The sequence below is a fragment of the Corynebacterium sp. BF-R-2 genome (assembly GCF_024586525.1).
Taxonomy (GTDB): Bacteria; Actinomycetota; Actinomycetes; order Mycobacteriales; family Mycobacteriaceae; genus Corynebacterium; species Corynebacterium singulare.
In genome coordinates, this window is sequence record NZ_JAMFTP010000016.1 from 53,537 (window position 1) to 77,121 (window position 23,585).

A 23,585-nucleotide genomic window follows, 5' to 3' on the forward strand; every position below is an offset into this window, starting at 1 on the left:
GTATCAACATTGAGGAGAATGGCCGTGTCACTTCGCGGTACCCAGCAGCACAGCAAGATTGCTGACTATCTGCGCGGACTCATTCGCAGCAAGCAACTCGCCCCAGGTGACTTCCTGCCCAGTGAAGCCGAGCTCTGCGAGCAATTCTCCTCCTCCCGTGGGCCCGTCCGCCAAGCCGTTGCCGCCCTGCGCTCGGAGGGCCTCATTTCCTCCGGCCGCGGCCGGCGTTCCGTCGTGTTGGGCCGATTCACCTCCGAGTCTTTCGACTCGATTTTCTCCGTGACGCACTGGCTCCGCGAGCGCGGCTTCGAGCCCGGCGCGAAGACCCTGTGGCTCGCTCGCTGCCCCGCCCCGAAGAAGGTGGCCAACTTCCTGCAGGTGGACGAAGGTGCCCCGGTCGTCTTCGTGCACCGCGTGCGCAGCGCCAACGACTTTCCCATTTCCATCGAGCGCATGTATTTCCCGCTGGAGGTGGGCAGCCACATCCTCAACTTTGATGCGGACAACGGCTCCATTCACGATCACCTCAGCGCCAAAGGCGTCGAGTTCGACAATGTCAACCGCGAGCTCTCCATGGCGCAAGCCACGGAGGAGGATGCGCGTTCCCTCAACATCGACACGGGCACCCCGCTGTGGCGCCTGCACCTCGACATCTCCGATCACTCTGGCCACCCCGTCGAGTGCACCGAAATCCTGTACCTCAGTGACCGCCTCACGCTCGGCATGACCAGCGTGCGTGGCACTACCTCCCCGCTTGAAGTCAAGCTCTCGGAAGGATGAGAACCCGACTGACTCTGTTGGGGCTGCTGGGGGTGGCGTCGCTAAGCGCATGCTCTGCAGGCTCCACCGCGATTGTGGATGCTGATTCCACCGCGCTCACCTTAGCTACCACCACGCCCGCAACGTCCCTGGACTTCACCACCGTGGGTGGTGCAGCCATCCCTGCTGCACTCATGAGCAACGTCTACGAAACCCTCGTGCGTATCTCTCCGGAGGGTGACATCGTTCCGGGCCTAGCCACATCCTGGGAGGCCGAACCTACGCGCTACACCTTCCACTTGCGCGAGGCCTCCTTTTCCAATGGCGAGGCCTTTACTGCGCACACCGCCGCTTGGTCCATCAACGCGGTGAAGACGGAGTGGACCAACGGCATTAGTGCGCAGATGGACGTCGTCAAGCAGGCCACGGCTGTCGACGATCACACGCTCATCGTCGAGCTCTCCCGGCCATCGGCCGGCTGGCTATGGTCGATGGGCACCGCCATTGGTGCCATGCGCACCCCTACCGAAGCCGTGGGCACTGGCCCCTTCGCCGTGGCGGGGTTCTCCCCCGGTGAATACATCGCTCTCGAGGCCCGCAGCGACTACTGGGGAACGCCAGCCGCCGAGGACATCACCATCCGTTACTTCCCCGATTCCCTCACCGCGGTCAACGCGCTGCGCTCCGGAGGGGTCGACGCGGTGTGGGGCGTGCAAAACCCTGAGTTGCTCGACACCCTTGAGGACTCCATTCACACCGCCGTCGGGACCACCAACGGTGAGGTGCTGCTCTCTATGAACAACCAGGCTGCGCCCTTCGATGACCCCCGCGTGCGCCGCGCTGTGGCTTATGGCATTGACCGGCAGGCAGCCAATGACATCTTGTGGCAGGGCCGCGCCCGCGACACCGGTGGGGCGCCCGTACCACCGAGCGACCCGTGGTTTAGCGGCCAGGATTACTACCCCTTCGACCCTGCCCGTGCCCGCACGCTCATGGAGGACGCCGGGGCCGTGGGCACCCCCTTGACGCTGACGGTGCCGAGCCTGCCCTATGCCCAAACTCTCTCGGAATTTCTCTACTCCCAGCTCACTGACATCGGCTTCGACGTCCAGCTGGAAACCGCCGAGTTCCCCGCCGTGTGGCTGAGCCAAGTCATGGGGGCCAAGGACTATCAGATGTCCCTCGTCGCACACGTCGAACCCCGGGATATCCCCACCATCTTTGGCAACCCGGACTATTACATTGGTTATGATTCCGAGCGTGCCCGGACCCTGCTGCAGCAGGACGACATGAGCGGGGCCGTAGACCAGATTATGGCCGATATGCCCGCCCTAACCTTGATGAATATGCCCAACATTGTGCTCTACCGTGACGGCCTCACCGGCCTTCAGCCCAACCAGATTACAGATGCCATCGAATTGCGAGACGTGCGATGAGGTTCCTGCGTTTTATCGGCACGCTCTTCGCGGCCTCCGTCCTCATTTTCCTGCTCATGCGGGCTGTGCCCGGCAACCCGGCGCGCGTAGCCTTGGGCGTTAACGCCACCGACGAGGCCGTGGAGAAGCTTACCCACTCCATGGGCCTGGACCGCCCGCTCCTCGTGCAGTACCTGGAGTGGATGAAGGGCCTTTTCACGGGCAATTTTGGCATCTCGCTATCCTCCCAGCAGGACATCACCCCGCTCGTCCTCGACCGCGCACAGGTAACCCTGCTGCTCATCGGCCTGGCCATCGCCCTCGCTCTTTTGGGCGCCATCCCCATGGGCATCCTCCTCGCGCGATTCCGCCTCCCGGTGCTCAACGCGGCGACGCAGCTGGGCATCGCGGTGCCGAGTTTCTTAGTCGGCATCCTCCTCGTCGCGGTCTTTTCCGTACATCTGGGCTGGCTGCCGGCCAATGGCTGGCAGCTGCCGCGTGAGGGATTGAGCCATCTCGTTCTACCGGTGATTTCCCTGGCGTTGGTGCAGGGCGCGATGCTCACCCGCTACGTCCGCGCCACCCTCACGGAGGAGATGGACAAGGACTATATCCGCACCGCGCGCTCCCTGGGTGAGTCCCGCACTGGGGCGCTCATCCGCCACGGCCTGCGCAACGCGGCGCTGCCCGTCCTCACCGTGACGGGCGTGCAGCTGAGCACGCTCGTGGTGGGCGCGGTGGTCATCGAGAATGTTTTCGTCATCCCAGGTTTGGGCTCCATGCTTCTCGACGCCGTCTCCACCCGCGACCTCACCACAATCCAAACGCTCATCATGGTCTTTGTCACCTTCACCCTCACCGTCAACTTGCTCACGGACCTGGCCTACCGCGTCATCGATCCGCGCCTCAAGGAGGCCCGATGAAACCCGGTTATCTTCTCGTGGGGCTTACCGTCCTGCTGGCTCTTGTCTCGCTGGTGTGGACGCCCTATGACCCGAACCTCATCTCCCCCGACCGCCTGGCCGGCCCCAGCCTCGAGCACCTCATGGGTACCGACCGCTTTGGCCGCGATACCTTCTCCCGCATCCTCACGGGCGCGCAGGTCACGCTGCTCGTGGGTGTCGTAGCGGTGGCTATCGCCGCTCTCATCGGTGTGCCGTTGGGCATCATCGCGGGGATGCGCGGCGGCGGGGTCATCATGGCCGCGGCCGATCTCCTCCTAGCTTTCCCGGCGTTGCTGCTGGCCATCGTCGCCGGCGCGGTGTGGGGCTCGTCCACGCTCACGGCCACCATCGCCATTGGTATTGCGGGCATTCCCTCCTTCATCCGCGTCACGCGCTCCGGCACTCTGCAAATCATGACGCAGGATTACATCGCCGCGGCGCGCATCTCGAAGGTGCCTCCGGCACTCATCGCGTGGCGCCACGTGCTGCCCAACCTCGGCGGCATCATCGCCATCCAGGCTTCGGTGTACTTTGCGCTGGCCGTTCTCGCGGAGGCCGGCCTGTCCTACCTGGGCCTGGGCACCGCCCCTCCAACGGCCTCGTGGGGCCGCATGCTTCACGACGCCCAACCCCTCCTGGCCACCCACCCCCTCCAAGCTCTGTGGCCCGGGCTGGCCATCGCCGGCACCGTCCTCGGATTCAACCTTCTAGGAAGCCATGCTGACCGTCACTGATCTGCGCGTGGGCTCCGTCGGCCCCTTCACCTTCGAGATTGCCCCGGGCGAGCGCGTCGGGCTCGTCGGCGATTCCGGCAGCGGCAAGTCCCTCACCGCGCTCGCCATCATGGGCCTGCTGCCTGACCATCTCGAGGCCACCGGCTCCATCCGCTTCGAGGGCCAGGAGTTGCTCGGTATGCGCGACCGCGACCTGCGCCAGCTTCCCCTGGCTATGGTCTTCCAGGAACCCATGACTGCGCTCGATCCCCTTCAGAAGGTTCCGGGCTTCAACCGCTTCCCGCACCAGCTCTCTGGTGGGCAGCGCCAGCGCGCCCTCATTGAGATGGCCATGGCGCGCGGGCCCAAACTCCTCATTTGCGATGAGCCCACCACCGCCCTCGATCCGCGCACCCAGGAGGAGATCCTCTCCGACATCGCCTCCGTCACCGACAACCAGGACACCGCGCTGCTGTTCATCAGCCATGATCAGAAGGTGGTCGAGCGCCTCTGCGACCGCGTCGTCCACATCGGTGAGATGACCACGCCGGATCTCAGCTTGCCGCCCACCCCTACCCTGGGCGAGCCCGTCATTACCCTTGACCACGTCACTAAGACCTACCGCGGGGTCACCGCGCTGGATGATGTCTCCCTGACCGTCCGCGAGGGCGAACGCCTGGGCATCATCGGCGGCTCCGGCTCCGGCAAATCCACACTTCTCAAGCTGCTCACCGGCTTGATAAAGCCCACGTCCGGCACCGTCACCGTCTCGCGCCGCTTCCACATGGTCTTCCAAGACCCCAAGAGCTCGCTCAATCCGCGCATGCCCGTATGGAAAATCGTGGCCGAAGGCGGCGGCACCCGCGAGGAGGCCGAGCGCGTGCTCCGCGAAGTCGGCATCGACGGCGTCGAGCGCTATCCCCGTGATTTCTCCGGTGGTCAACGCCAGCGCATCTCACTCGCCCGCGCGGTGGTGGGCAAGCCCGAGATCCTGCTGGCCGATGAAGCCGTCTCCGCTCTCGACGCCACCTCCCGCGCGCAGGTCCTCGAGCTGATCCAGCGGGTGACTCGGGACATGACGTTGGTGTTTGTGTCACACGATATGGACGTCGTCAAGCACTTGTGTCCCACCGTGGCCGTGCTGCAGGACGGCAAGCTCGTGGATTCTGGCGAAACGAGTAAGGTGTTCTCACGTTATGGAACACCCTCTGCCGCAACGCCCTAGCGCCCTCCAGCTCTTCACCGCCTTCAACACCTCCGCGCGCCGCTGGCCCGGCGCCCTGCGCGCGGCCTTAGCCATCATCATTCCTGGCTTGGTGGCCATCCTCATCGGACACCCCGACGCCGTGCTCTTGGTCTCCGCCGGAGCGTTCTCCGTCATCTACGGTGAGGGGCACCCCTACCGCACGCGGCGCCGCATCATCCTCACTGCCGGTGCGCTGCTCACGCTCGCCGCCACGACGGGCTCCCTCATCGACGGGCTGGCCATGACCGCGGTGTTCACGGTGACGCTGGCGACGGTGGGCGCGTTCGTGCAGAACGCGCTGCGTCTGCCACCGCCCGGCACGTTCTTCATGGTGATGGTGGCGGGCGGTTCCACCATGCTGCGCGGGATTTCGCCATGGGAGGTCGCCGGGTGGAGCCTGGCGGGCGTGGCTGCCGGCTACGTGCTGGGCATGTTGCCGCGCTTCTGGGATCCGCACGGCCCGGAGACGCGCGCGGTCGCCGCACTGGAGAAAGCTGCCGCGGCCTTTGTGGACTCTTCCTCGGATTTCCTGGCCAAACACCACCAGGCACAATCTGCCCTGTCCACGGCGTGGCAAGCGCTTGCCGACGCCGGCGTCATCCGCGGTGGCCGCATTCGCCGCCCTGCCCAGGCCTCGCTGGTGCATCGCGCCCTCGCCGCGCAGCAACGCATCGTGGCCCACCACCAGCAGGTGGGCGGCAACTCAGACGACCTGTCGGATGCGCCTACCTATGTCGACCCCGACCGCACCACGATTCCGCACACCAAGCCCACGATGCGCTACCGCATGTACCGCGCGGCCGTGGGCAACTCGCATGCGGTGGTTACTGCGGAAAAGATTGCGCTGGGTGGTCTGGTGACCGCGTTTCTGGGTTTGGCGCTGGGGCTTCACCGCCCGGACTGGGGCGCGGTATCGGTGCTGCTGCTCTTACAGTGGGGTCCAGACCGCGTTCCGGGTACGATTCGCGGCCTGCAGCGCATGCTCGGCTCCGTGTTGGGCGTGTGCGTCTTCGCACTCATCGCTTCCTTCAGCCCGCACGGCTGGGGACTGTTGCTGGCGCTGGCATTCTGCCAGTTCTGCGCGGAGATTCTCGTGGTGAAAAACTATGCGCTGTGCGTGGTGTTCTCCACCCCACTGGCGCTGCTCATGGGCAATTCCTCGGGCCATCTGGCTCAGACGATTGGTCAGCGCATGGCGGAAATCGGGCTGTCCGTGGTGGTAGCCATGCTGGTACTGTGGTTGTGGAAGCCCAACGCGCAGATGCTCAACCACCACCGCTTGCAGACGCGCTGCTTCGAGGCCATGGCGGCCCTGCTCGGCGCGCTGCTTATCAAGACTCCGGAGGAAGCCTTGGCCCAGCGCCGCGACCTCCATTACGAGCTGCTCTCGGAGCGCCGCAGTATGCAGTCCCTGGCCACCAACCGCTCTGACATCGAACAGTTCTGGAAGCGCCACACGGCTCTACAAGCAGCTGGCTATTATCTGTTGGACTTCTGCGTGGTCAACCCGCTCTCGCAGCCGAGCCGCGCGGAGCTGGATGAACTCATCGAGCACATCACCGCAGCGGAAACTCATCGATGACCTCATAACGCGGCCCGCCCCCGCGTCCTTCCCCAAGAAAGGACTGCACCAAGCTGATGGTGCTGACCTCGAATTCCGGTCCGCGGTAGACACTCAGCGCGTGGACAGCATCCGGGATAAGCCAGGGGTCGCGCGTACGACGCCCCGCGCGGGCTAGCGTGAGATGCGGACGGGATGGTTCCAGCATGAGGTGCGTGATGTGGCCGTGCACTCCAGCCCACAGCACGTTTTTGTCAAAGGACCCCGCCCCGCTCAGACTCAGTGTCACGGGCGCTCCTTCAATTCCGCGGAGCATCTCGCGGACCTCGGCGGCATCATTGGGCTGATCCCCGAAGAAATCCAGCGTGATGTGCCAATTATCTGGATCGACCCACCGCAGCCCATTATCCTTCAGAGGGCGTACCGCCCGCACCAGATGCTCCCGCGCTTCCTCCGAGGGGAAAAAGGCGCTGAAAAGGCGGATCATCTCACCGTCAACAGGAGTTTTGGATCCAACACGTGCTCTTCCACGCGCTCAAAGACGGCAAAGGCCTCCTCTAGCTCGCGGACATTCTCATCAAAATTAGGCAGCGGCATGGCATTCCAATCGACGCAGAAATAAGTGCCCCTATCCTAACTCACAGCGCTGTCATTTCGCTCATCTGAGACAATGGTGGCCGTGAACTCTCAAAAAGCCACCGGCCCTGCGGTCGGTCTCTATCCCCATAACATGCACCCAGGCTTGGTTCCCGGCATCAGCGTCGAGGACCAACGCAACACCTTCGGGCTCGACAAAGTCACCTTCTTCACCACCGCAGCCCTCATCGTAAGCTTCATCATCTGGGGCATTAGCTCCCCAGAGTCCGTTTCTACGGCATCCTCAACCGCGTTCTCATGGGCCATCACCAACGCCGGATGGCTGCTCAACGTCACCATGATGATGGCGGTGGTCACCATGGCCTACATCGGCTTCTCCCGCCTTGGCCGCATCAAGCTCGGGACTGATGACGAAGAACCCGAATTCGGCTGGTTCAGCTGGGTGGCCATGATGTTCGGCGCGGGCATTGGAGTCGGCATCTTCTTCTACGGCCCCTCCGAGCCGCTAGCGCACTACCTCACCCCACCGCCACATACTGTTGATGGCAACACCGTCGAAGCCCTCCACCAATCCATGGCGCAGGTCCACTACCACTGGGGGCTATCCCCGTGGGCGGCGTACGCGCTCGTCGGCGGTGCCATCGCGTATTCCTCCTACCGCCGCGGCCGCGTGCCGCTGGTCTCCTCCATTTTCAAGCCCCTGTTCGGCTCCCGCGATACCGACGGCCCGCTGGGCAAGCTCATCGACATCCTCGCGCTCGTGGCCACGCTCTTCGGCACCGCGGCTACGCTCGGCGTCTCCGCCATCCAGATTGGCCAGGGTGTCTCCATCATCCGGGGCGCCGGGCCGCTGACCAACACCGCGCTCATCGTCATCATCGCCGTGCTTGGCTGCGGTTTTCTGATTTCGGCAGTCTCCGGTGTTTCCCGCGGCGTGCGCTACCTGTCCAACTTCAACATCACGCTCACACTTGGACTGGTGCTCTTCGTCTTCCTCGTCGGCCCCACCCTCTTGCTGCTCAACCTCATCCCATCCGGCATCGTCACCTACCTGGACCAGCTGCTGCCCATGATGGCCAAGGGGCTGTCCTGGGGCGATGAGACGGTTCAGTTCCAGTCCTACTGGACCGCCTTCTACTGGGCGTGGTGGATTGCCTGGACACCGTTCGTGGGCATGTTCGTAGCCCGCATTTCGCGCGGCCGCACGCTGCGCGAATTCACCGCCGTGACGGTCCTGGCCCCCACCACCATCCTGATCCTGGCCTTCACGATCTTCGGCGGCACGGCCATTGACTTCCACCGCGACAACCTGCAGGGCTTCGACGGCTCCGCCTCCGGCGAGCAGGTATTGTTCGACATGTTTGCCAACCTGCCGCTGCACCAGGTAACCCCCTTCATCCTGCTGGTGGTGCTGGCGGTCTTCTTCATCACCTCGGCCGATTCCGCCTCGGTCATCATGGGCACCATGTCTTCCAAAGGCGACCCAGCGCCCAACAAGATCATCGTCATCTTTTGGGGCCTGTGCATGATGGGAATCGCCGTCGTCATGCTGCTCACCGGCGGCGAAGACGTGCTCACCGGGCTTCAAAACCTCACCATCCTCTCCGCGCTCCCCTTCTGCATTGTGCTACTCGTCATGATGGTTGCCTTCATCACTGACCTACGCTCCGACCCGATGTTCATCCGCCGAAAGTACGCCCAGACCGCGGTGGAGAACGCGGTTCTGAGGGGCATCGAGGAGCACGGCGATGACTTCGAGCTATCCATCGAGCGCGCCGACGACGGCCGGGGTGCCGGATCTGATTTCGATTCCTCCGCGCACCGTTACACCGACTGGTACCAACGCACGGACGAAGAAGGCGAGAATGTAGACTACGACTTTAGGACCGATACCTGGTCCGATGGCTACGACCCGGACTCTGAGCAGAAGGAGAAGTAGGTGGGCATCCCTGACGATGTCGTCCTCGACGGCTACACGCTTATCGAACAGCACGAAGTGGACCACGAGTTCCTTATCAATGGCTCGCCGCTCGCCGTGGATACGCCTCTACTTTTCGCACTCACGATTGTTGGTGTTCTCCTCGTGGCAGCCAGCTTCTTCCTGCGCAGGCCGGTCCGCATCATCGCCGGGCTCCTGGGCGCGATCCTGACGCTGACCAAGCTGTGGTGGATGCCCATCGCACTGACCCAACAGTTCAACGACAGCCAGGTCTTTGGCTACACGCTGAAGTACTACCCCCAGTACTGGCCGGCGGCCTCCATCATCGTGGTGGTCATCGCTATCATCGGCATCATTTCCGCCTTCCTCCGCCGACGCTAGCGCGATTCCAGCACCGCAATCGCGATGTGCACGCGGTTAGTGCCGCCGAGCTTGTCCAGGATGTGCTTGATGTGGGTCTTCACCGTGGTCACGGAGACGTAGAGCTGATCCGCGATCTCCTGGTTATCCAACCCTTGGGCCACCAGCTGCGCCACCTCGTTTTCGCGCTGACTTAGGCTTTCCAGCGGGCGGGGCTCAAGCACCTCCACCTCTGCCGGCTCCGGCTCAGGGCGTTTGAGCGCCAGAAGGTTTTTCAGCGCCTGCGGGCTCAGCAGCTGCTGCCCCGTGGCCGCAGCCCGCACCGCGGAGACCAAGCCCTCCGGCTCGATGGTCTTGAGCAAGAAACCCATAGCGCCGGCATGCAGCGCATCCACGATGAACTCATCCGTATCAAAAGCGGTCAGCATGACCACCGGAATATCCGGGGCGCTCGCGCGCAGCTGCCCGGCCGCTTCAATGCCATCCATGACGGGCATGCGGATATCCATGAGGACGACATCGGGCCGCAAATCCGTCACGCGCGCCACGCCGTCGCGGCCATTGCTGGCCTCGGCCAGCACCTCGATGTCCGAAGCACCTTCCAGGATGAAACGGATACCGCGCCGCAGCGCCTGCTCATCATCGACCAACACCACTGAAATCATTGTGCGCTGCCTTCCTTAGGTAGTTCGAGGACCCAGGTGAAGATGGAGGCGTCGTCAAGCACGGTAAACGTACCTCCCGCCAACCGGGCGCGCTCCTCCAAACCCAGCAGGCCGTTCCTGCCACCGGACTCCGGTTGGTGCGCCACTTTCTTGTTCTGCATCCTCACCCGCACCTTGTCCTCCTTACTCTCCACACTGAGCGTCACCTTCTGGCCCGGTGCGTACTTGCGCGCGTTCGTCAGCCCCTCCTGCACGGCGCGACCCAGAGTGTGAGCCGCCATCGTGCTCAGCTTATCGACGTCTCCCTTCTCATACCGCACCTTCGTCCCCGCCGCGCGTGCGCGCTCAATGTGTTCCTCGATGCTCGCGCGCGGATCCACCCGGTCATCCACGCGCAGGGCCTTGATGACCCCGCGCAGGTCCTCCACGGCGGACTTCGCTTCGGATTGGATGGTGTCGGCTGCCTCGGCGACGCGCTCTGGGTCGGCGTCCTTGCGATAGCTCAAGCCACCCGCGTAGACGGAGATGAGGCTAAGCCTGTGCGAGAGGGAATCGTGGATATCGCGGGCAATGCGGTTGCGCTCTTCCAGGCGGGCGCGCTCCTCGCGCGAGCGCAGCTGGTCCTCATTGAGCTCCGCCAAGCTCACCAGCGTGACCTCGCGTTGGCGGCGCTGGGCGCGCACCGACCCCGTAATCCAGGCGACGACGAGCACGATGATTCCGAAGAACCCGTAGCCGAAAACCGACAGGTAGCTCAAGTGCAGGTAGGGCACCGCCATGACGGTCGCATACGAGACCACCAGCACCACCGTGCCCGCCAGGGACAACCGCAGTCGGCCGCGCGAGATGAGAGAAATCAACACCACCAGCACTGACAGCGACAGTGGGCGAAACCCGCCGAGCGCTAAGACGAGCAGAGCCGCACTCAGCGCCACCGGGTGGCCGGGGTACTCCTCGTGGATGTTGCGCTCCCGGCGCGAGTGGTGCAGGGCGAAGGGCAGCAAAATCCACGTGACAACGGCACAGACAATCATGAAGGAGGTGATGTAAATTTCCCGGTCGGTCACCTCAAAGCTTTCGATCTGAAGGATCCACGTGGCCATATCCGCCAGCACGCAGAGCAGAATGAGCAGTACTGTAAGCCACAGTGGTCTCGTCTTTCTCGTCATGGTTGACAGGATAGCTCTCCCCCAGGGTATGGAAATCCTCCCTGCGGAGGATACCGGCACCCCGGGCGCGGTTCATAACCTAAGCCTCATGAGAAAAACACGACTCTTGTACTATCTGCTCACCGCCGCTGGGCTGGTGTTCGCCGTTTATCATTTCTCCCAAGGTGCTTTCGTCACTACAAGTGCGCTCGCCGCAGTGTTGTACGCGGCCGTGGCAATTGGTCTCACGCTGCTGATTCTGCGCAAGCACCCAGGCATTGCACACGGTGTGGTGTGGGGCATCGCGGTCACGGGAGTCGCGGCTCAGCTCAACGAGAGCATGAATCACCTCCTCATCCGCGTGGTCCCAGACTGGCTGGTCGGCGCTGGAATCGCCCCACTCCCCGAGGAGGTCCTCAAATTCCTCGGCGTCATCTTCATTTGCACCTGCGTCATCCGGCCCCGCCACTGGGCGGACTACGTTTTCGTCGGTGTGGCCGTGGGGATGGGTTTTAGCGTGAGCGAGAACGCCGTCTACTACGTCAACATGACGCTGGAGAACCTGGACTCCGATGTCAAGGGAACGCTGCTGGCGGTACTTGTCCGATTCATCGCGAATCCGCTCATGCATTCTTTCTTCACGGGAATCGCAGCATACGGGCTCTCCCGCAGGCAACCGGTGCGGTGGTTGCTTGCCGCCATGGCGGTGCACTTCACAGCCAACTTTGGCTCGTCTGTCACTGTCGCGTTGGACGACGCCCTCTGGCCCATCTTCCCCACCTTCCTCATCCTTATCTCCCTGTGGGCAGCAACGATTGTCAGCATGGTCAAACTCCGGAAAATCCTCCCTGCGGAGGATGCCGTCACGAAACCACAGCTCGTAGGGTCACAAGCATGAAAAACACACTGATTTACTCCTGCCTCGGCGTTCTCGCCGCAGTACCGCTTGCCGACGCCCTCCTCCCCGACCCCACTCCCGAGACCACCGCCGTGCGCGGTATCCCGGGGCTTGAATGCCCGGAGGACCCGTACTCCTCCTCGCAGACGTGGAACTGTGAGGGCGCGACCATCATTGCCGAAGAAGGCAGCTCCTCGCACCCGGTAGAGACGTACCTGCCGCGTCAGCACCGCTCCTTCAACGGGACCAGCGCGCTCACCGACGCCCCCATCACCACCCAAGCACCGGATCTCTACCGCGTGGCCGACGAGAACGGGATCACGCTGGCCCACCCCGACGACAACACCATTTCCTTCCTCCACATCTACGGACCGAAGGAACGTGACTTCGCCGACCGGGTACAGGAAGACGCATGAAATACCTGTATTACCTGCTCACCCTCGGCGCGCTGGGCACGACCGTCCTCCACTACACGCGGGAGCCCTTCCTCCCGGCGAGTGTGCTGACTGCTGTGATCTTCGGCGCCGTCGTCGTCTCGCTCACGTTGTTCCTTCTGCGCCGCCGCCCGGGGATTGCGCACGGCGTGGTGTGGGGCTTCGCGGTCTCCGGGCTAGCGGTGGAGATCAATACGAACATGACCCACCTCCTTGCCCGCTCGGGCCTGGATTGGCTCGGCGCTGCGGGCTATGCGCCGCTCAACGAAGAAGTGCTGAAGTTCCTCGGCGTGGTGCTCATCTGCACCTGCGTCATCCGGCCACGCAGTTGGCGCGACTACGTGTTCGTGGGCGTGGCCGTGGGTATCGGCTTCGCTGCGGGCGAAAATGCTACCGCCTTCGCGCGCATGACGGTGGATAACCTCGATTCGGATACCGCCGGCGCGATCTCGGCGGTGGCCATCCGCCTGATGTCCAACCCGCTCTCCCACGCGCTGTTCACCGGTCTTAGCGCTTACGGTCTGTCCCAGAAACAGCCGGTGCGCTGGCTTATTATCGCCATCGCGGTGCACACCACGAAGAACCTGTTCCCATCGCTAAGCTCCACATTCGACGACGCCATCTGGCCCCTCCTCGCCGGCCTTCTCGTCGTCGTAGCCCTGTGGGTAGCCACCATCTGGGGCATTATTGCGCTGCGGAAGAAGGCGGCTGCGAATCCGACCCTGTCCCCTGCACCGGCGCGCGCATAGCCTTCGTCGCCGGCGAGGGATGCGCGTCCTCTGCGGCGAGGCGCTCGAAGGCCACCGCCGCCAGAGCCGCCGCCTGGTCCCCCAGAACGGAGTCATCGAATCGCGCCAGCGGCGAGTGGTTCCACTCGCGCATGTGCTCCGGGGTTTCAGGGTTGGCTGTACCCAACCACATGAACGTGCCCGGCACCTGGGCGAGCACTGCGCCGAAATCTTCCGAGGCCATCATCGGCGTCTGCATCGGCACCACGTTTTCGGCGCCAAACATGCCCGACCACAGCGATGCTGCGAACTGGTCCTCGCGCGGTGACGTCTTCGTGGCGGAATACAGAACCTCGAAATCCACCTTGGCTGTGCAACGGTGCGAGGCCGCCACGGAGCTCGACACTTCGATGATCATCTGGCGGACGGCTTCGATGTGTTCGTCGCGAAGCACGCGTACCGTCGCCCCCAGCTCGGCCTTGTCGGGGATGATATTGACCGCGCCGTCGCCCGCACGCAGGTTCGTCACGGTGATGACGATGGGTTCGTTGGCGTCGAAGCGGCGCGTCAAAGCCACCTGCAGCGCCATCTGGATTTCCGCCAGCGCGGCGACTGGGTCCACCGCGTCGTGCGGGCGCGAGCCGTGTCCGCCTTTGCCGTAGACCGTGATCCACAGGTTGGACGACGACGCCATCATCGGGCCCGGGATGTGGTGGAACGTGCCCCTATCCTGCGGCCCGACGTGCAGGCCGTAGGCGGCGATGGGGCGGCGGCCTGCGGCATCAAGCACGCCTTCCTCAATCATTGGCTGCGCACCACCCGGGCCCTCCTCACCCGGCTGGAACATAAAGGTGACATCACCCATCAGCTCTTCGCGGTGGCGGCACAGCATCTTCGCCGCGCCAATAAGTCCCGCCGTGTGCAGGTCGTGGCCACAGGCGTGCATGTTGTTGTTCGTGGAGGCGAACGGGCTACCCGTCTGCTCGCGCAGCGGCAGGGCGTCCATGTCCGCGCGCAGCAGCACCGACACCGGGCGCTCGCCGCGCTTGCCGCCGCGCAGAACCGCCACGACGGAACTCAAATCATGGCCGCGGTGAATCTCCAACGGCAGGCCTTCGAGGGCTTTAAGCACCTGCTTCTGCGTGCGCGGCAAGTGCAAGCCAATTTCGGGGTTCTGGTGCATATCGCGCCGGAACTCTTGCAGCTGCGGGAGCAGTTCCCGGCCTTCCTCCAGGAACACCTCGCTGGCAAGCCGGTCTCCCAACTTGGCCGAAACCATGGGAAGCGGGGGCAGTTGCTGGCGGTGGCGCGGTGCCATCTTCATGGTGTCATCCTTTCGCAGAGTGGTTTCCCCGAGCTTACCGGCGGCTGTATTAATGTACTAGGCCATGAAGGTCCTTTCCGCGCTGGTGGCCAGCTCCCTGATGTTCACGCCCGGCTCCTCCTACCAATTATCAAGCCGTGACGAGGCTTCCTCGCAGTGGGCCGTCGACACCATGTTCAACGCCATCGACGCGATGGGGACCTCCTCTCACCTGCTCACAGACACATGGTCCACGGAGCAGGAGGAGTACCCGTACCCAATTAAAGAAATCAACGAGGTCTCCTTGCTGGAGCGGCGTGCCACCGACGAACCTGGTCGTGAGAAGTGGATCGTCTCCTCGCCGTCGATGGGGCGTGACATTCCTGTCGACGTCGTCGTGGGCAATGGTGGGCCCGTGGTGTACTTTCTCGAGGGCGTAGATTCCCCGAAGACCTCGAACTGGATCACCAAGGGGCATGTGAAGCGCGTCTTCGGCGAATCCGACGCCAGCATCGTCATCCCCTCGCAGGGAGCCGGATCCATGTGGACGGATTGGAACGAGGATGACCCGAAGTTGGGGCGCCACAAGTGGGAAACGTTCCTCATCACCGAACTCGCTCCGCTAGTGGAGGCGGAGCTGAACCACAACGGCAAGCGCGGGCTCATTGGGTTGTCCATGGGAGCATCGGGCGCGGTGATGATGGCGAACAACAACCCGGGTTTCTTCCATGGCGTGGCGGGCATTTCCGGCTGCTATTCCACCACCAGCCAGGTGGGTCAGGGAACGGTGGATTTGACGGTGCGCACCAAGGGCGGCGACCCAACGAACATGTGGGGCCCGCGCGGTTCGAAGGATTGGCTACGCAACGACGTCATGTCCCATCCGGAGGGCCTGCGCGGCACGGCGCTTTATCTTTCTGCTGCGTCGGGCGCGTGGACGGACGAGGAACTGGCGGCCTATCCCGGGAAATCCGTCAACGACCGCATCGGCGGCACCCTTTTGGAAGCCGGGTCGCGTCGCTGTACGGAGGAGTTTTCCGCCGCGCTTTCCGACGCCTCCATCCCCCACACCACCAACTACCTCACCGAGGGCACCCACGACTGGGTGATGTTTGGCAAGCAATTGCAGCCGGCGTGGGATGCGATTAAACCGGCTCTCTACTAACACCGACGGCATGTCCCGATTCCGCAGCATTTTTGTCCCCGCCGCCATTCTTGTGGGAGGGATTATCCTCCTCGCAGTGTTCTACGTCGGCTTAAGCCGCCATTTCAACGCGCAGGAGCTCCACGCGCTTATCGACGGCGCCAATGCCAACGGCCAGGACTATCTCCACAACGAGCTGACCTGGAGCTATTCCTTTAACGCCGAGTAATACAGCGTTCCGGTTGCGGGGTCGTTAGACCTGTTTTAGGCTTCCGGGTCATGGGGGTATTAGAAACCTACTTCCACTACCGCAATTCGGGGATTGCGCTCGTGGAGAATGCATCCAGCTCACCCGATGAGCTCCGCGCGCTCGGCGCCGACGCGTCTGATGCCGCAGAATTGGCGCACCTGCACCGCACCTACTTCGGCCCCACCCGCTTCACTGGCAAACAACGCAAAGCCCGTGCAGCCGCCCAAACCCAGAAACACAGCCTAGCCACGCTCAACCTCATCGAGTCCTACACCACACGCGTGAAAAAAGACCTCGACGCCTGGAACCTCCGCATCAAACTCGCGTCCACACCCGCCCACAAAATCCGCGACATCGCGGTCAAAAGACTCAAAGAACTCAGAGCCAAACGCACACCCAAACCCGGGGTGCGGTTTACCTACCGGGCCACCGGACCAAACTCCATGACGATCACCGATGACGCCTCCGTCATTGCTGATATCCGCGGCACCCTCGAATCCGTCAACAAACACAACCTGCTTGAAGCCGCACGCACCGTCATCGTCACCGGCGGTGTGGGCACTAAACCCGCCATCCACGCCCAAGTCGTAGTCACCCTCGACGAATTCGACCGCATCATCAACGGCGACGGCGACGAAATTGAGTTACAGCTAACCAACGGTGCACGCATGACCGGGGCAGAATTCCTGTCCTATCAATTCGCCTCCATCGGGTATGCCACCATCGTCCACCCCGTGGAAGGGCCCATTAACTCCTACCGCGCAGAACGCAGTGCCAGCTGGAAACAACGCCTCACCCTAGCAGCTGAAACCCAAACCTGCTCCAGACCCGGCTGTAACAAACCAGCTGATTACTGCCAGGTTCACCACATCATCCCCTGGCAAGCCGGCGGCTACACCAACATCAAGAATCTGACCTTCCTGTGCGCCTACCACAACGGCATTAACGATGATGACCCATCACGGCCCACCGGACGAGGCTACGTCTTCAGACTCAACACCGGCATCGGCTACATCCCACCCTGGGGCGCACCGATTACCGCCACACCCGAATACCAACAAGCCGTTGCAAGACTCAACGCCGAACAGCAAGCAGAACCACCACCAGCACAAACCCCAGCCGCACCACCAGAACAGCCACCACCCGACAGCAGCTAACACCCCAGCCACCAAACAGAAAGGACACCACCAACGACCAGTACACGCCGAAACCCGCCAACCAAAGCCAGGTGCGCGGGCATATCGGCGATCCCACACAACGATTCACGCGCTGCCCACCGGGCTTAAGGGACCTTAAAGAGCGAAACCCGCCAACCAGAAGGAGGTTGACGGGAAATTCGGCGCGCGTGGGATAAGTGCCGAGCAGCGAGCGAAGACAACCACCTCGTCGCGCACGCCCGCGCCAATCTGGCTTGCGCAGTGTGAAGCGCACAGTGCTAATGAAATGGGGGTCCGCTAATGGAATGGGTGTTCTCGGTACAGGGCTATGTGTGAATCATGCTCCGGAAGTCCCGGTTTCGGACCCCAAGAATTCAAGCCCCAATGGCACACAACGCACGGACTAGGTTAGGCGGTGAGAAGTGCGCGTCCGAAGAAATCCGACTCATCGCGCACACCTGGCAACGCATAGAAATAGCCACCGCCATAAGGACGGATGTAGTCCGCGAGCGGCTCGCCCTCAAGGCGCTTTTGCACGGTGATGAACTGGCGATCCAGATCCTGTTGGAAGCAGATAAACACCAAACCTACATCGAGGGTGCCATTATCGCGCACGCCGTTGTCGTAGTTATACGCGCGGCGCAGCATAAGCTGATCCGCGGTCTCCGGAGTGCGCGGGTTAGCCAAACGGATATGGGCATCGGTAGGAATGACGTCTCCGTGATCGTCCAGGTAGCTTGGTTCCGCCCATTCATCGCCGCCCGAGAGCGGCCCGCCAGTGGCACGGTCACGCCCGAAAATCTGCTCCTGTTCCGCAATGGAAATACGATCCCAGAACTCAGTGTACATCGCAATAAGGCGCACCACCATGTAGCTTCCTCCCGCGGCCCACGCGGGCTCATCGGTACCAGCCCACACTAGGGTGTCGTTCTCCTCTTCTTTCGGGTTCACTATTCCATCCTTGAAACCCAAATGGTTACGTTGCGTGCCGGACGGGCGGGGCTCGTTCATGTATCCAGACTGGCGCCAGCGCACCGCGACGTCGCCGCGTGTGTGGCGCAAGATATCGCGCAGCGCGTGCAGAACGGTGTCGTGCTGGTCGGCGCAAATCTGGATGGCGAGGTCACCATGACAGAGATTTTCTTGAAGCGAGTCGTCGGCAAAAGCTTCCATCGTGGATAGGTGCGCAGGTTTGTGCGAGCTGAGGCCGAAACGGTCATCAAAAAGAGACTCGCCCACCGCCACGGTAATGGACAGGTTGTCCGTAGGCAGGTCAGTTCCCAGCTCGCCGGAATCATTCGCCGGGTAAGCAATACCATCGGGCGGGGTCTGGCCGCCAGTAGTGAGGAAGCGAGCGCGATCCGTTATGGTGCGCAGAAGGGTCTCCAAACGCGACACATCTGCGAATTGGATATCAAGAGCAATAACCTCACAAAACTTCTGTGGCGCCGTCACAATGCCCTCTTGGTGCTCGCCGTGAAAGGCGGCAACTTCCTCAAGGTCCTTACTCCTACCATTGTCCGGATTCGTCATCGGCTTGGAAGAACCGAAGAAGCTCGATTGCGCATTCGCCGTTGGTACGGTGACCGCCGCGGTACTCGCGGCGAGTCCCGAAAGAAAAGAGCGACGAGAGAAGTGAAACGGGCAGGTCATTAATCCATCCTTCGGACAACAGTCATGGTAGCTACCGGAGCGAGCAACTCGTTGGCGCTCGCAACCGCAGCTTGCAGGCGCAAACGATCCTTCTGGGACCACTCAGCAAAGGCAACGTCATACTTCGCATCGAATTCAGCGGCCAAAGCATCAAGTTTTTCAAGTTGGGCGTAAATCGGCGCCGTATCTAGCCCGCGGCCTTCCACCAGCTCACGTACTGGGTCGAGCATGAAACGAGTGGAGAGGACATTGGCGCGCAATGCCACTGGTAGCGCATGGGCGCCGTAATCACGCTCGCCGCGCATATCGAATCGCTCAAATTCTTCCATCACCTCGTGGGTGCGCAGGCCATAATCGGGAGCTGGCACTGTGAAATGCGTCTTTTCAAGGGTCTCAACTTTGGCGTGAACGGCGGCCACAAGGGCGTCGGCAAGCGTAGGCGTGAGGTCGGCGTCGGAGAAGAGCTGCTTTTCGACGCCCCCATACTCAACATCCTCTCCCGGCCACAGACCCGAATAGTTGTCAAAGGTGCGAAAGAACTCGTAGAACTCGAGATAGGCGGCCTGTGCATCGGTACGATTACCGGAATGCACAGCCTTACCCAAGGCATCAGCTTTGCTAGCAAGTTCGGGAAGGCGCTTCTTTTGTTGCGTTGCCTGTTCAATGGCGACCGCGGAAATCTCGCGATCCGTAATAGGCACCATCTTCAGAGCGTTCGTAAAGGTGGAGCCAGACACTGTGAAGTTATTCGACTTAATGGCGGAGTCGTTATGGAACACGCACGTCAGGTGGTACGTACCGTTCTGAAGCTTGGGGGTCCAGGCGCGCTGAGCAGGGCTGCCAACGCGCTCGAGGACCTGGTAGGCGTTACCCGCATCATCTGCAACGTAGACGGTGAGGGCAAGGCCGGTGGTGTTGAAGACCTTCCACTCCGCCTGTCCCTGAACGTCGTCCGGAGTCGGACAGTGGTACACGTCGCGCACATTGAGCTGCGGCTCCGATTTCTCAGCAGACACCTTAGGGGGCGCATCGGAACGCGAAGAGCTGAGCCCGAAGGAGCTTTGAGCATCGGCGGTGGGGGTGGCGATGAGCATGACGGCAAGCGCCGCAGTGGTGATATGGAAGGTCTTCATGGGTTTGTCAGATTAGAACGGCAGCTTGATACCGAGATTGTCTAGGTCCAGGCCGGGGTGACCGTTCATGAACCAACCAACGACACCGGCGGCAGCAGCGGCAAGCACGGCGAGGATGGCGAAGACGCCACCCTTGGAAGACTCGGAAGACTTGTCCTTCTTATCTTCGTCCTTCTTATCATCGGAAGGCTTGGTCTCAGAAGGCTTGGTCTCGGAAGGCTTGGTCTCGGAAGGCTTGGTCTCAGACTGCAGCTTGGTGATTTCCGGAACGCCGTTTTCGGTCACCTTCGGATCATTCATGCCCTCGACGACCGGCTTGAGGTTGGTGCCAGCGCGAGGGGTGACATCGACGTGTTCGATCGAGGCATAGTCCTTTGCCACCGTGCCGTCGGTCTCGTTGAGGAAAAGCTTTGGAGCTTTCTCACCGTTGAAGTCAAACATGTTGTTCAGCTCGCCGGCGCGTTCATCGAAGGCAATGCCACCCAAGCGGCCAAGTCCGAAGTTGTCCTGGATGAACTTGGTGACGGAGGTCTGCTCGGTGTAGGTCGAATCAACGAAGTTGGTCTTGGCGTACGGGGAAACCACGATAAGCGGCTGGCGGGTACCCGGACCGCACTGACCATGCTTGTCACCGGCAACGCCGACCTTAGCAGCAGCCGCAGTGCAAATCTCGGAGTCTTGGTGTGGGTCATTGGAGCCGTTGAGGATCTCCGGTGCCTGGTGGTCGTACCAACCATCGGAATCATCGTAGGCAATAATCACGGCGGTGGAGTCCCACTCCGGGGAGTTCTGCAGCTCGTTGATGTAGTGGGTAATAAAAGCCTGTTCATCGAGCGGGTTGGAGTAGCTTGCGTGACCATCCTGGAAGTTCGACGCCTTAAGGAAGGACACAGCCGGCAGGTTGCCCTGCTTGAGGGCGGTGTCGAAATCCTTTAGATCGTACTGGTGGTTAGCCCGGTCCGTCTTACCGATCATGTCATCGCTCGACGGCGCGAGGTGGTGGGGATTCGCCGTCGATGCATAGTACTGGAACGGCTGGTGGTGCGGGTTGTAGTCCGTCTGAGGATTACCGGTCAGCGTGGTGTGAGACGAGCCGCAGCGAGCACGGGAGGTATCGGTGGCCTCTTCAGTAGGACGGAAACCACCCTGGAACCAGCCCCACGTGACGTCCTTTTCGTTGAGCTGGTCGCCGATGTTCTTGGAGTGCATCGCGGTGACTTGGTTGGTGCCAGCGGAGGAACTGTTGGAGCAGTCGTCGTACAGCGGATCTGGGTCTCCCACCACGGTGGCGGTCTTTCCGTCTTCCGAAACACCGGCCAAAGCGTGGTTCTCGCCATCTTTGATGGTCTGCTGCTCACCCGTGGCCGGGTCATGCATCGTGGCACCAGCAACGGTTCCTGCAATAAGGTTCAGCGCGCCCGGCGTAGATGGACCGAAAATAGTGGAGAACGAATTATCGTTCATGGCGAAGTTCTGCGCATAGTTCCACATGCCGGTAACGGTGTTGCCATCGTAGTAGCCCATGGTCAGGCCGGTGGTGCCGTAGGACTGCGGGTCATACTTGTCATTGTCTACAGACACAGTCTCAGGGAACTTGTCCATCTTTCCGCCGTTGTAGGCCTTCTGCTCATCGGCGTAGTGGTGGTTCTGGTCCGCAGTCACAGCCTGCTCCGGGGTGAGACGGAAAGGCTTAGTAGAGTTCGGGTTCTTATCTCCGAGCAGGTCATTGTTCTCCAAGTTGTTGACCTTCGGGGTGCCTTCCTTGGCCTTAAATTTCGGGGCATCCTTTTCACTACCCTGCAGCTTCTCGCCGTCTTTATTGAGGGCATTCGGGTACGTTGCGAAGTAGTGATCGAAGGAAATATTCTCCGAGTAAATGACCACGACGTGCTCGATGGGGGTCGCAGGGGCAGCTAGGGCCGGGACGGCGGACGTGGTTGCAGCAACTGCGGCGCACAGGGCCACAGCACGAGAGCGAAGTTTCATGGAAGATTCCAACCTTAGATGAGACTCTTAGGAACAATGAGGTTGAAAGTGGCTGTGGCTCGCCAGATGAGTCATCGGTCGCTTTCACAGCGGATTTAACGCCTACTGTGACGTTGCCGCAACAAAAGAAAAAGGGCATTCCTCGGAAAGAGAATGCCCTGAAAGCGCTGTCTAGACCACCAATTTACCGTTCAGCGGACATGACAGCAGTTCATGTACAATTCATAGTAAATTTTCCTAATCGCCATCCGTGGACAGCGCCGCGACGAAAGCCTCCTGCGGCACCGAGACAGAGCCCAAGGACTTCATGCGCTTCTTACCGGCCTTCTGCTTCTCCAGCAGCTTGCGCTTACGCGAAATATCGCCGCCGTAACACTTGGCCAGCACGTCCTTGCGCATCGCGCGGATGTTCTCACGCGCGATAGTCTTCGAGCCAATGGCCGCCTGGATGGGTACCTCGAACTGCTGGCGTGGGATGCCATTAAACCGGCTCTCTACTAGTGTCGACTACATGTCCCAATTCCGCAGCGCTTTCGTACCTGCCGCCATCCTCGTGGCAGGGCTTGTCATCCTCGCAGTGCTCTACGTAGGCTTAAGCCGCCATTACAACGAGCAGGAGCTGCAGGCGCTTATCGACGGCGCCAATGCCAACGGCCAAGACTATAGCGTCATCATCCACAACGAGCTGACCTGGAGCTATTCTTTTAACGCCGAGTAATACAGCGTTCCGGTTGCGGGGTTGGTGAACCTGTTTTAGTCTCTGTCGCCATGGGGTATTAGAAACCTACTTCCACTACCGCAATTCGGGGATTGCGCTGGCAGAACAAGCACCCAGCAAGCCAGAGGACTTGCACGCTAATAGCTCTGGAGAGTCCGCAAACTGTGCTTTTTAAACTCCATCGAGTGTACCGGAGTGCACTTCGAGAACTACACAGCCCAAGCTAGCTATCAAAAGAAATAGCCGCGTGACCACTAGAAAGCTCCGAGACGCGTCCCTAATCTGCAGACCGTCCAACCCTACTCTTTTCACATCCAAAAACTAAGGGGTAGACAACCAACACCCAGTTAGTTATGGTTAACACATTTACACGATTGTCGTCTACCTCATACTGAAAGGAATTTTGACGATTTCCATAGACTTTATTGAAGTGTGCTCAAACACTGACACCACCACTGAGTCCCCTGCGCTCTCCCAATCTCCGGGAAATTGCGCCTCTTGTACAGGCTCCAATGCCCCAAACCTGCCCTCAACCTCGTCAGTACCTACCCTAACTGCTGACGAGGAGCTCGAAAAGCTCCTCGCCTAGCTAGACATAAAACCGGCCCTTTAATGGACTGCATACAAGACGTATACCTCAAGGCAAATAAATCAGAGACAGCCGAAGAATGGTTTAACTTAAACCCTCTAAGAATTACAATTCCTTCGCAGTTGCTGAGAGCGGCTTGTTGGTAGGGGTGTTGCGGAACGGTGGTAGGGCTGGATTCCGACTAGGTGGTAGGGCCGGGCAGCTGGCCTTGTCGGGGCCAGCGGCCGGGCCTTTAATCCGATCGA

Annotated in this window: 22 protein-coding genes and 1 pseudogene; 15 read left to right on the forward strand and 8 right to left on the reverse strand. The window is 61.4% G+C overall.

Features of this window, described 5'->3' with window-relative positions; all coding sequences use genetic code 11:
- Positions 1–18: 18 nt before the first annotated feature.
- Genes M5J09_RS11930 through M5J09_RS11955 form a run of 6 tightly spaced genes read left to right on the forward strand, consistent with a single transcriptional unit; the run spans position 19 to position 6,659 of the window.
- The gene (locus M5J09_RS11930) at positions 19–780 is read left to right on the forward strand and encodes a GntR family transcriptional regulator (RefSeq protein WP_306558253.1); all 762 of its coding nucleotides are present in this window, start codon (positions 19–21) and stop codon (positions 778–780) included.
- Complete coding sequence (locus M5J09_RS11935; protein ID WP_257158007.1) at positions 777–2,195, forward strand: ABC transporter substrate-binding protein; 1,419 nt, start codon at positions 777–779, stop codon at positions 2,193–2,195. Before M5J09_RS11930 ends, M5J09_RS11935 begins: the two co-directional genes overlap by 4 nt.
- Entirely contained in the window at positions 2,192–3,097 is a 906-nt protein-coding gene (locus M5J09_RS11940; protein WP_257158008.1) for an ABC transporter permease, read from the forward strand. Before M5J09_RS11935 ends, M5J09_RS11940 begins: the two co-directional genes overlap by 4 nt.
- Positions 3,094–3,852 carry an ABC transporter permease gene (locus tag M5J09_RS11945; RefSeq protein ID WP_042533386.1) on the forward strand — a complete coding sequence of 253 codons (759 nt, stop codon included), beginning with the start codon at positions 3,094–3,096 and terminating at the stop codon, positions 3,850–3,852. Before M5J09_RS11940 ends, M5J09_RS11945 begins: the two co-directional genes overlap by 4 nt.
- On the forward strand, positions 3,836–5,056 hold the full coding sequence (locus M5J09_RS11950; RefSeq protein WP_144790910.1) for an ABC transporter ATP-binding protein: 1,221 nt from the start codon (positions 3,836–3,838) through the stop codon (positions 5,054–5,056). Before M5J09_RS11945 ends, M5J09_RS11950 begins: the two co-directional genes overlap by 17 nt.
- On the forward strand, positions 5,028–6,659 hold the full coding sequence (locus tag M5J09_RS11955; RefSeq protein ID WP_070538590.1) for an FUSC family protein: 1,632 nt from the start codon (positions 5,028–5,030) through the stop codon (positions 6,657–6,659). Before M5J09_RS11950 ends, M5J09_RS11955 begins: the two co-directional genes overlap by 29 nt.
- Here M5J09_RS11955 and thpR read toward each other — a convergent pair.
- Complete coding sequence (gene thpR / locus M5J09_RS11960; RefSeq protein WP_052471417.1) at positions 6,634–7,125, reverse strand: RNA 2',3'-cyclic phosphodiesterase; 492 nt, start codon at positions 7,123–7,125, stop codon at positions 6,634–6,636. The two genes, M5J09_RS11955 and thpR, sit on opposite strands and share 26 nt — an antisense overlap.
- Positions 7,126–7,308: 183 nt before the next feature.
- Here thpR and M5J09_RS11965 point away from each other — a divergent pair, with 183 nt between their 5' ends.
- A complete protein-coding gene (locus M5J09_RS11965) occupies positions 7,309–9,174 on the forward strand; it encodes a BCCT family transporter (RefSeq protein ID WP_257158009.1) in 1,866 nt (621 codons plus the stop codon).
- Positions 9,175–9,555 carry a hypothetical protein gene (locus M5J09_RS11970; protein ID WP_257158010.1) on the forward strand — a complete coding sequence of 127 codons (381 nt, stop codon included), beginning with the start codon at positions 9,175–9,177 and terminating at the stop codon, positions 9,553–9,555. It begins immediately after the preceding gene.
- Here M5J09_RS11970 and M5J09_RS11975 read toward each other — a convergent pair.
- Entirely contained in the window at positions 9,552–10,199 is a 648-nt protein-coding gene (locus M5J09_RS11975) for a response regulator transcription factor (protein ID WP_257158011.1), read from the reverse strand. The two genes, M5J09_RS11970 and M5J09_RS11975, sit on opposite strands and share 4 nt — an antisense overlap.
- Positions 10,196–11,368, reverse strand: coding sequence for a sensor histidine kinase (locus M5J09_RS11980; protein ID WP_257158012.1), 1,173 nt, complete (start codon positions 11,366–11,368; stop codon positions 10,196–10,198). Before M5J09_RS11980 ends, M5J09_RS11975 begins: the two co-directional genes overlap by 4 nt.
- Before the next feature lie 88 nt (positions 11,369–11,456).
- On the opposite strand from M5J09_RS11980, the gene M5J09_RS11985 reads away from it, so the two are divergent.
- The 3 genes from M5J09_RS11985 to M5J09_RS11995 are packed head-to-tail and all read left to right on the forward strand — an operon-like array spanning position 11,457 to position 13,428.
- Entirely contained in the window at positions 11,457–12,245 is a 789-nt protein-coding gene (locus M5J09_RS11985) for a PrsW family intramembrane metalloprotease (RefSeq protein ID WP_257158013.1), read from the forward strand.
- Positions 12,242–12,661, forward strand: a complete 420-nt coding sequence (locus tag M5J09_RS11990) for a hypothetical protein (protein ID WP_257158014.1) — start codon at positions 12,242–12,244, stop codon at positions 12,659–12,661. Before M5J09_RS11985 ends, M5J09_RS11990 begins: the two co-directional genes overlap by 4 nt.
- Positions 12,658–13,428: a PrsW family intramembrane metalloprotease gene (locus tag M5J09_RS11995; RefSeq protein WP_257158015.1), complete on the forward strand. Its 771-nt coding sequence runs from the start codon at positions 12,658–12,660 to the stop codon at positions 13,426–13,428. The genes M5J09_RS11990 and M5J09_RS11995 overlap by 4 nt, the downstream gene beginning before the upstream one ends.
- On the opposite strand, the gene M5J09_RS12000 is transcribed toward M5J09_RS11995, so the two are convergent.
- Positions 13,364–14,731, reverse strand: a complete 1,368-nt coding sequence (locus M5J09_RS12000; RefSeq protein ID WP_042531905.1) for a M20 family metallopeptidase — start codon at positions 14,729–14,731, stop codon at positions 13,364–13,366. The two genes, M5J09_RS11995 and M5J09_RS12000, sit on opposite strands and share 65 nt — an antisense overlap.
- Before the next feature lie 64 nt (positions 14,732–14,795).
- On the opposite strand from M5J09_RS12000, the gene M5J09_RS12005 reads away from it, so the two are divergent.
- Genes M5J09_RS12005 through M5J09_RS12015 form a run of 3 tightly spaced genes read left to right on the forward strand, consistent with a single transcriptional unit; the run spans position 14,796 to position 17,261 of the window.
- Positions 14,796–15,875 carry an alpha/beta hydrolase family protein gene (locus tag M5J09_RS12005; protein ID WP_257158016.1) on the forward strand — a complete coding sequence of 360 codons (1,080 nt, stop codon included), beginning with the start codon at positions 14,796–14,798 and terminating at the stop codon, positions 15,873–15,875.
- 10 nt (positions 15,876–15,885) lie between these two features.
- On the forward strand, positions 15,886–16,083 hold the full coding sequence (locus tag M5J09_RS12010; protein WP_257158017.1) for a hypothetical protein: 198 nt from the start codon (positions 15,886–15,888) through the stop codon (positions 16,081–16,083).
- Positions 16,084–16,133: 50 nt separating this feature from the next.
- Positions 16,134–17,261, forward strand: a complete 1,128-nt coding sequence (locus tag M5J09_RS12015; protein WP_257158018.1) for an HNH endonuclease signature motif containing protein — start codon at positions 16,134–16,136, stop codon at positions 17,259–17,261.
- Between the two features lie 408 nt (positions 17,262–17,669).
- On the opposite strand, the gene efeB is transcribed toward M5J09_RS12015, so the two are convergent.
- From efeB to M5J09_RS12035, 4 genes and pseudogenes are all read right to left on the reverse strand, one after another.
- Positions 17,670–18,914 (reverse strand): iron uptake transporter deferrochelatase/peroxidase subunit, encoded by a 1,245-nt coding sequence (efeB, locus tag M5J09_RS12020; RefSeq protein ID WP_257158019.1) that lies wholly within the window; start codon positions 18,912–18,914, stop codon positions 17,670–17,672.
- The gene (locus tag M5J09_RS12025) at positions 18,914–20,047 is read right to left on the reverse strand and encodes an EfeM/EfeO family lipoprotein (protein WP_257158020.1); all 1,134 of its coding nucleotides are present in this window, start codon (positions 20,045–20,047) and stop codon (positions 18,914–18,916) included. The genes efeB and M5J09_RS12025 overlap by 1 nt, the downstream gene beginning before the upstream one ends.
- Before the next feature lie 12 nt (positions 20,048–20,059).
- Positions 20,060–22,033 (reverse strand): alkaline phosphatase family protein, encoded by a 1,974-nt coding sequence (locus tag M5J09_RS12030; protein ID WP_257158021.1) that lies wholly within the window; start codon positions 22,031–22,033, stop codon positions 20,060–20,062.
- A gap of 237 nt (positions 22,034–22,270) precedes the next feature.
- A pseudogene (locus tag M5J09_RS12035) lies at positions 22,271–22,510 on the reverse strand (elongation factor 4); the annotation flags it as partial.
- Between the two features lie 34 nt (positions 22,511–22,544).
- On the opposite strand from M5J09_RS12035, the gene M5J09_RS12040 reads away from it, so the two are divergent.
- A complete protein-coding gene (locus M5J09_RS12040; RefSeq protein ID WP_257158022.1) occupies positions 22,545–22,751 on the forward strand; it encodes a hypothetical protein in 207 nt (68 codons plus the stop codon).
- The last annotated feature ends 834 nt before the right edge of the window (positions 22,752–23,585 follow it).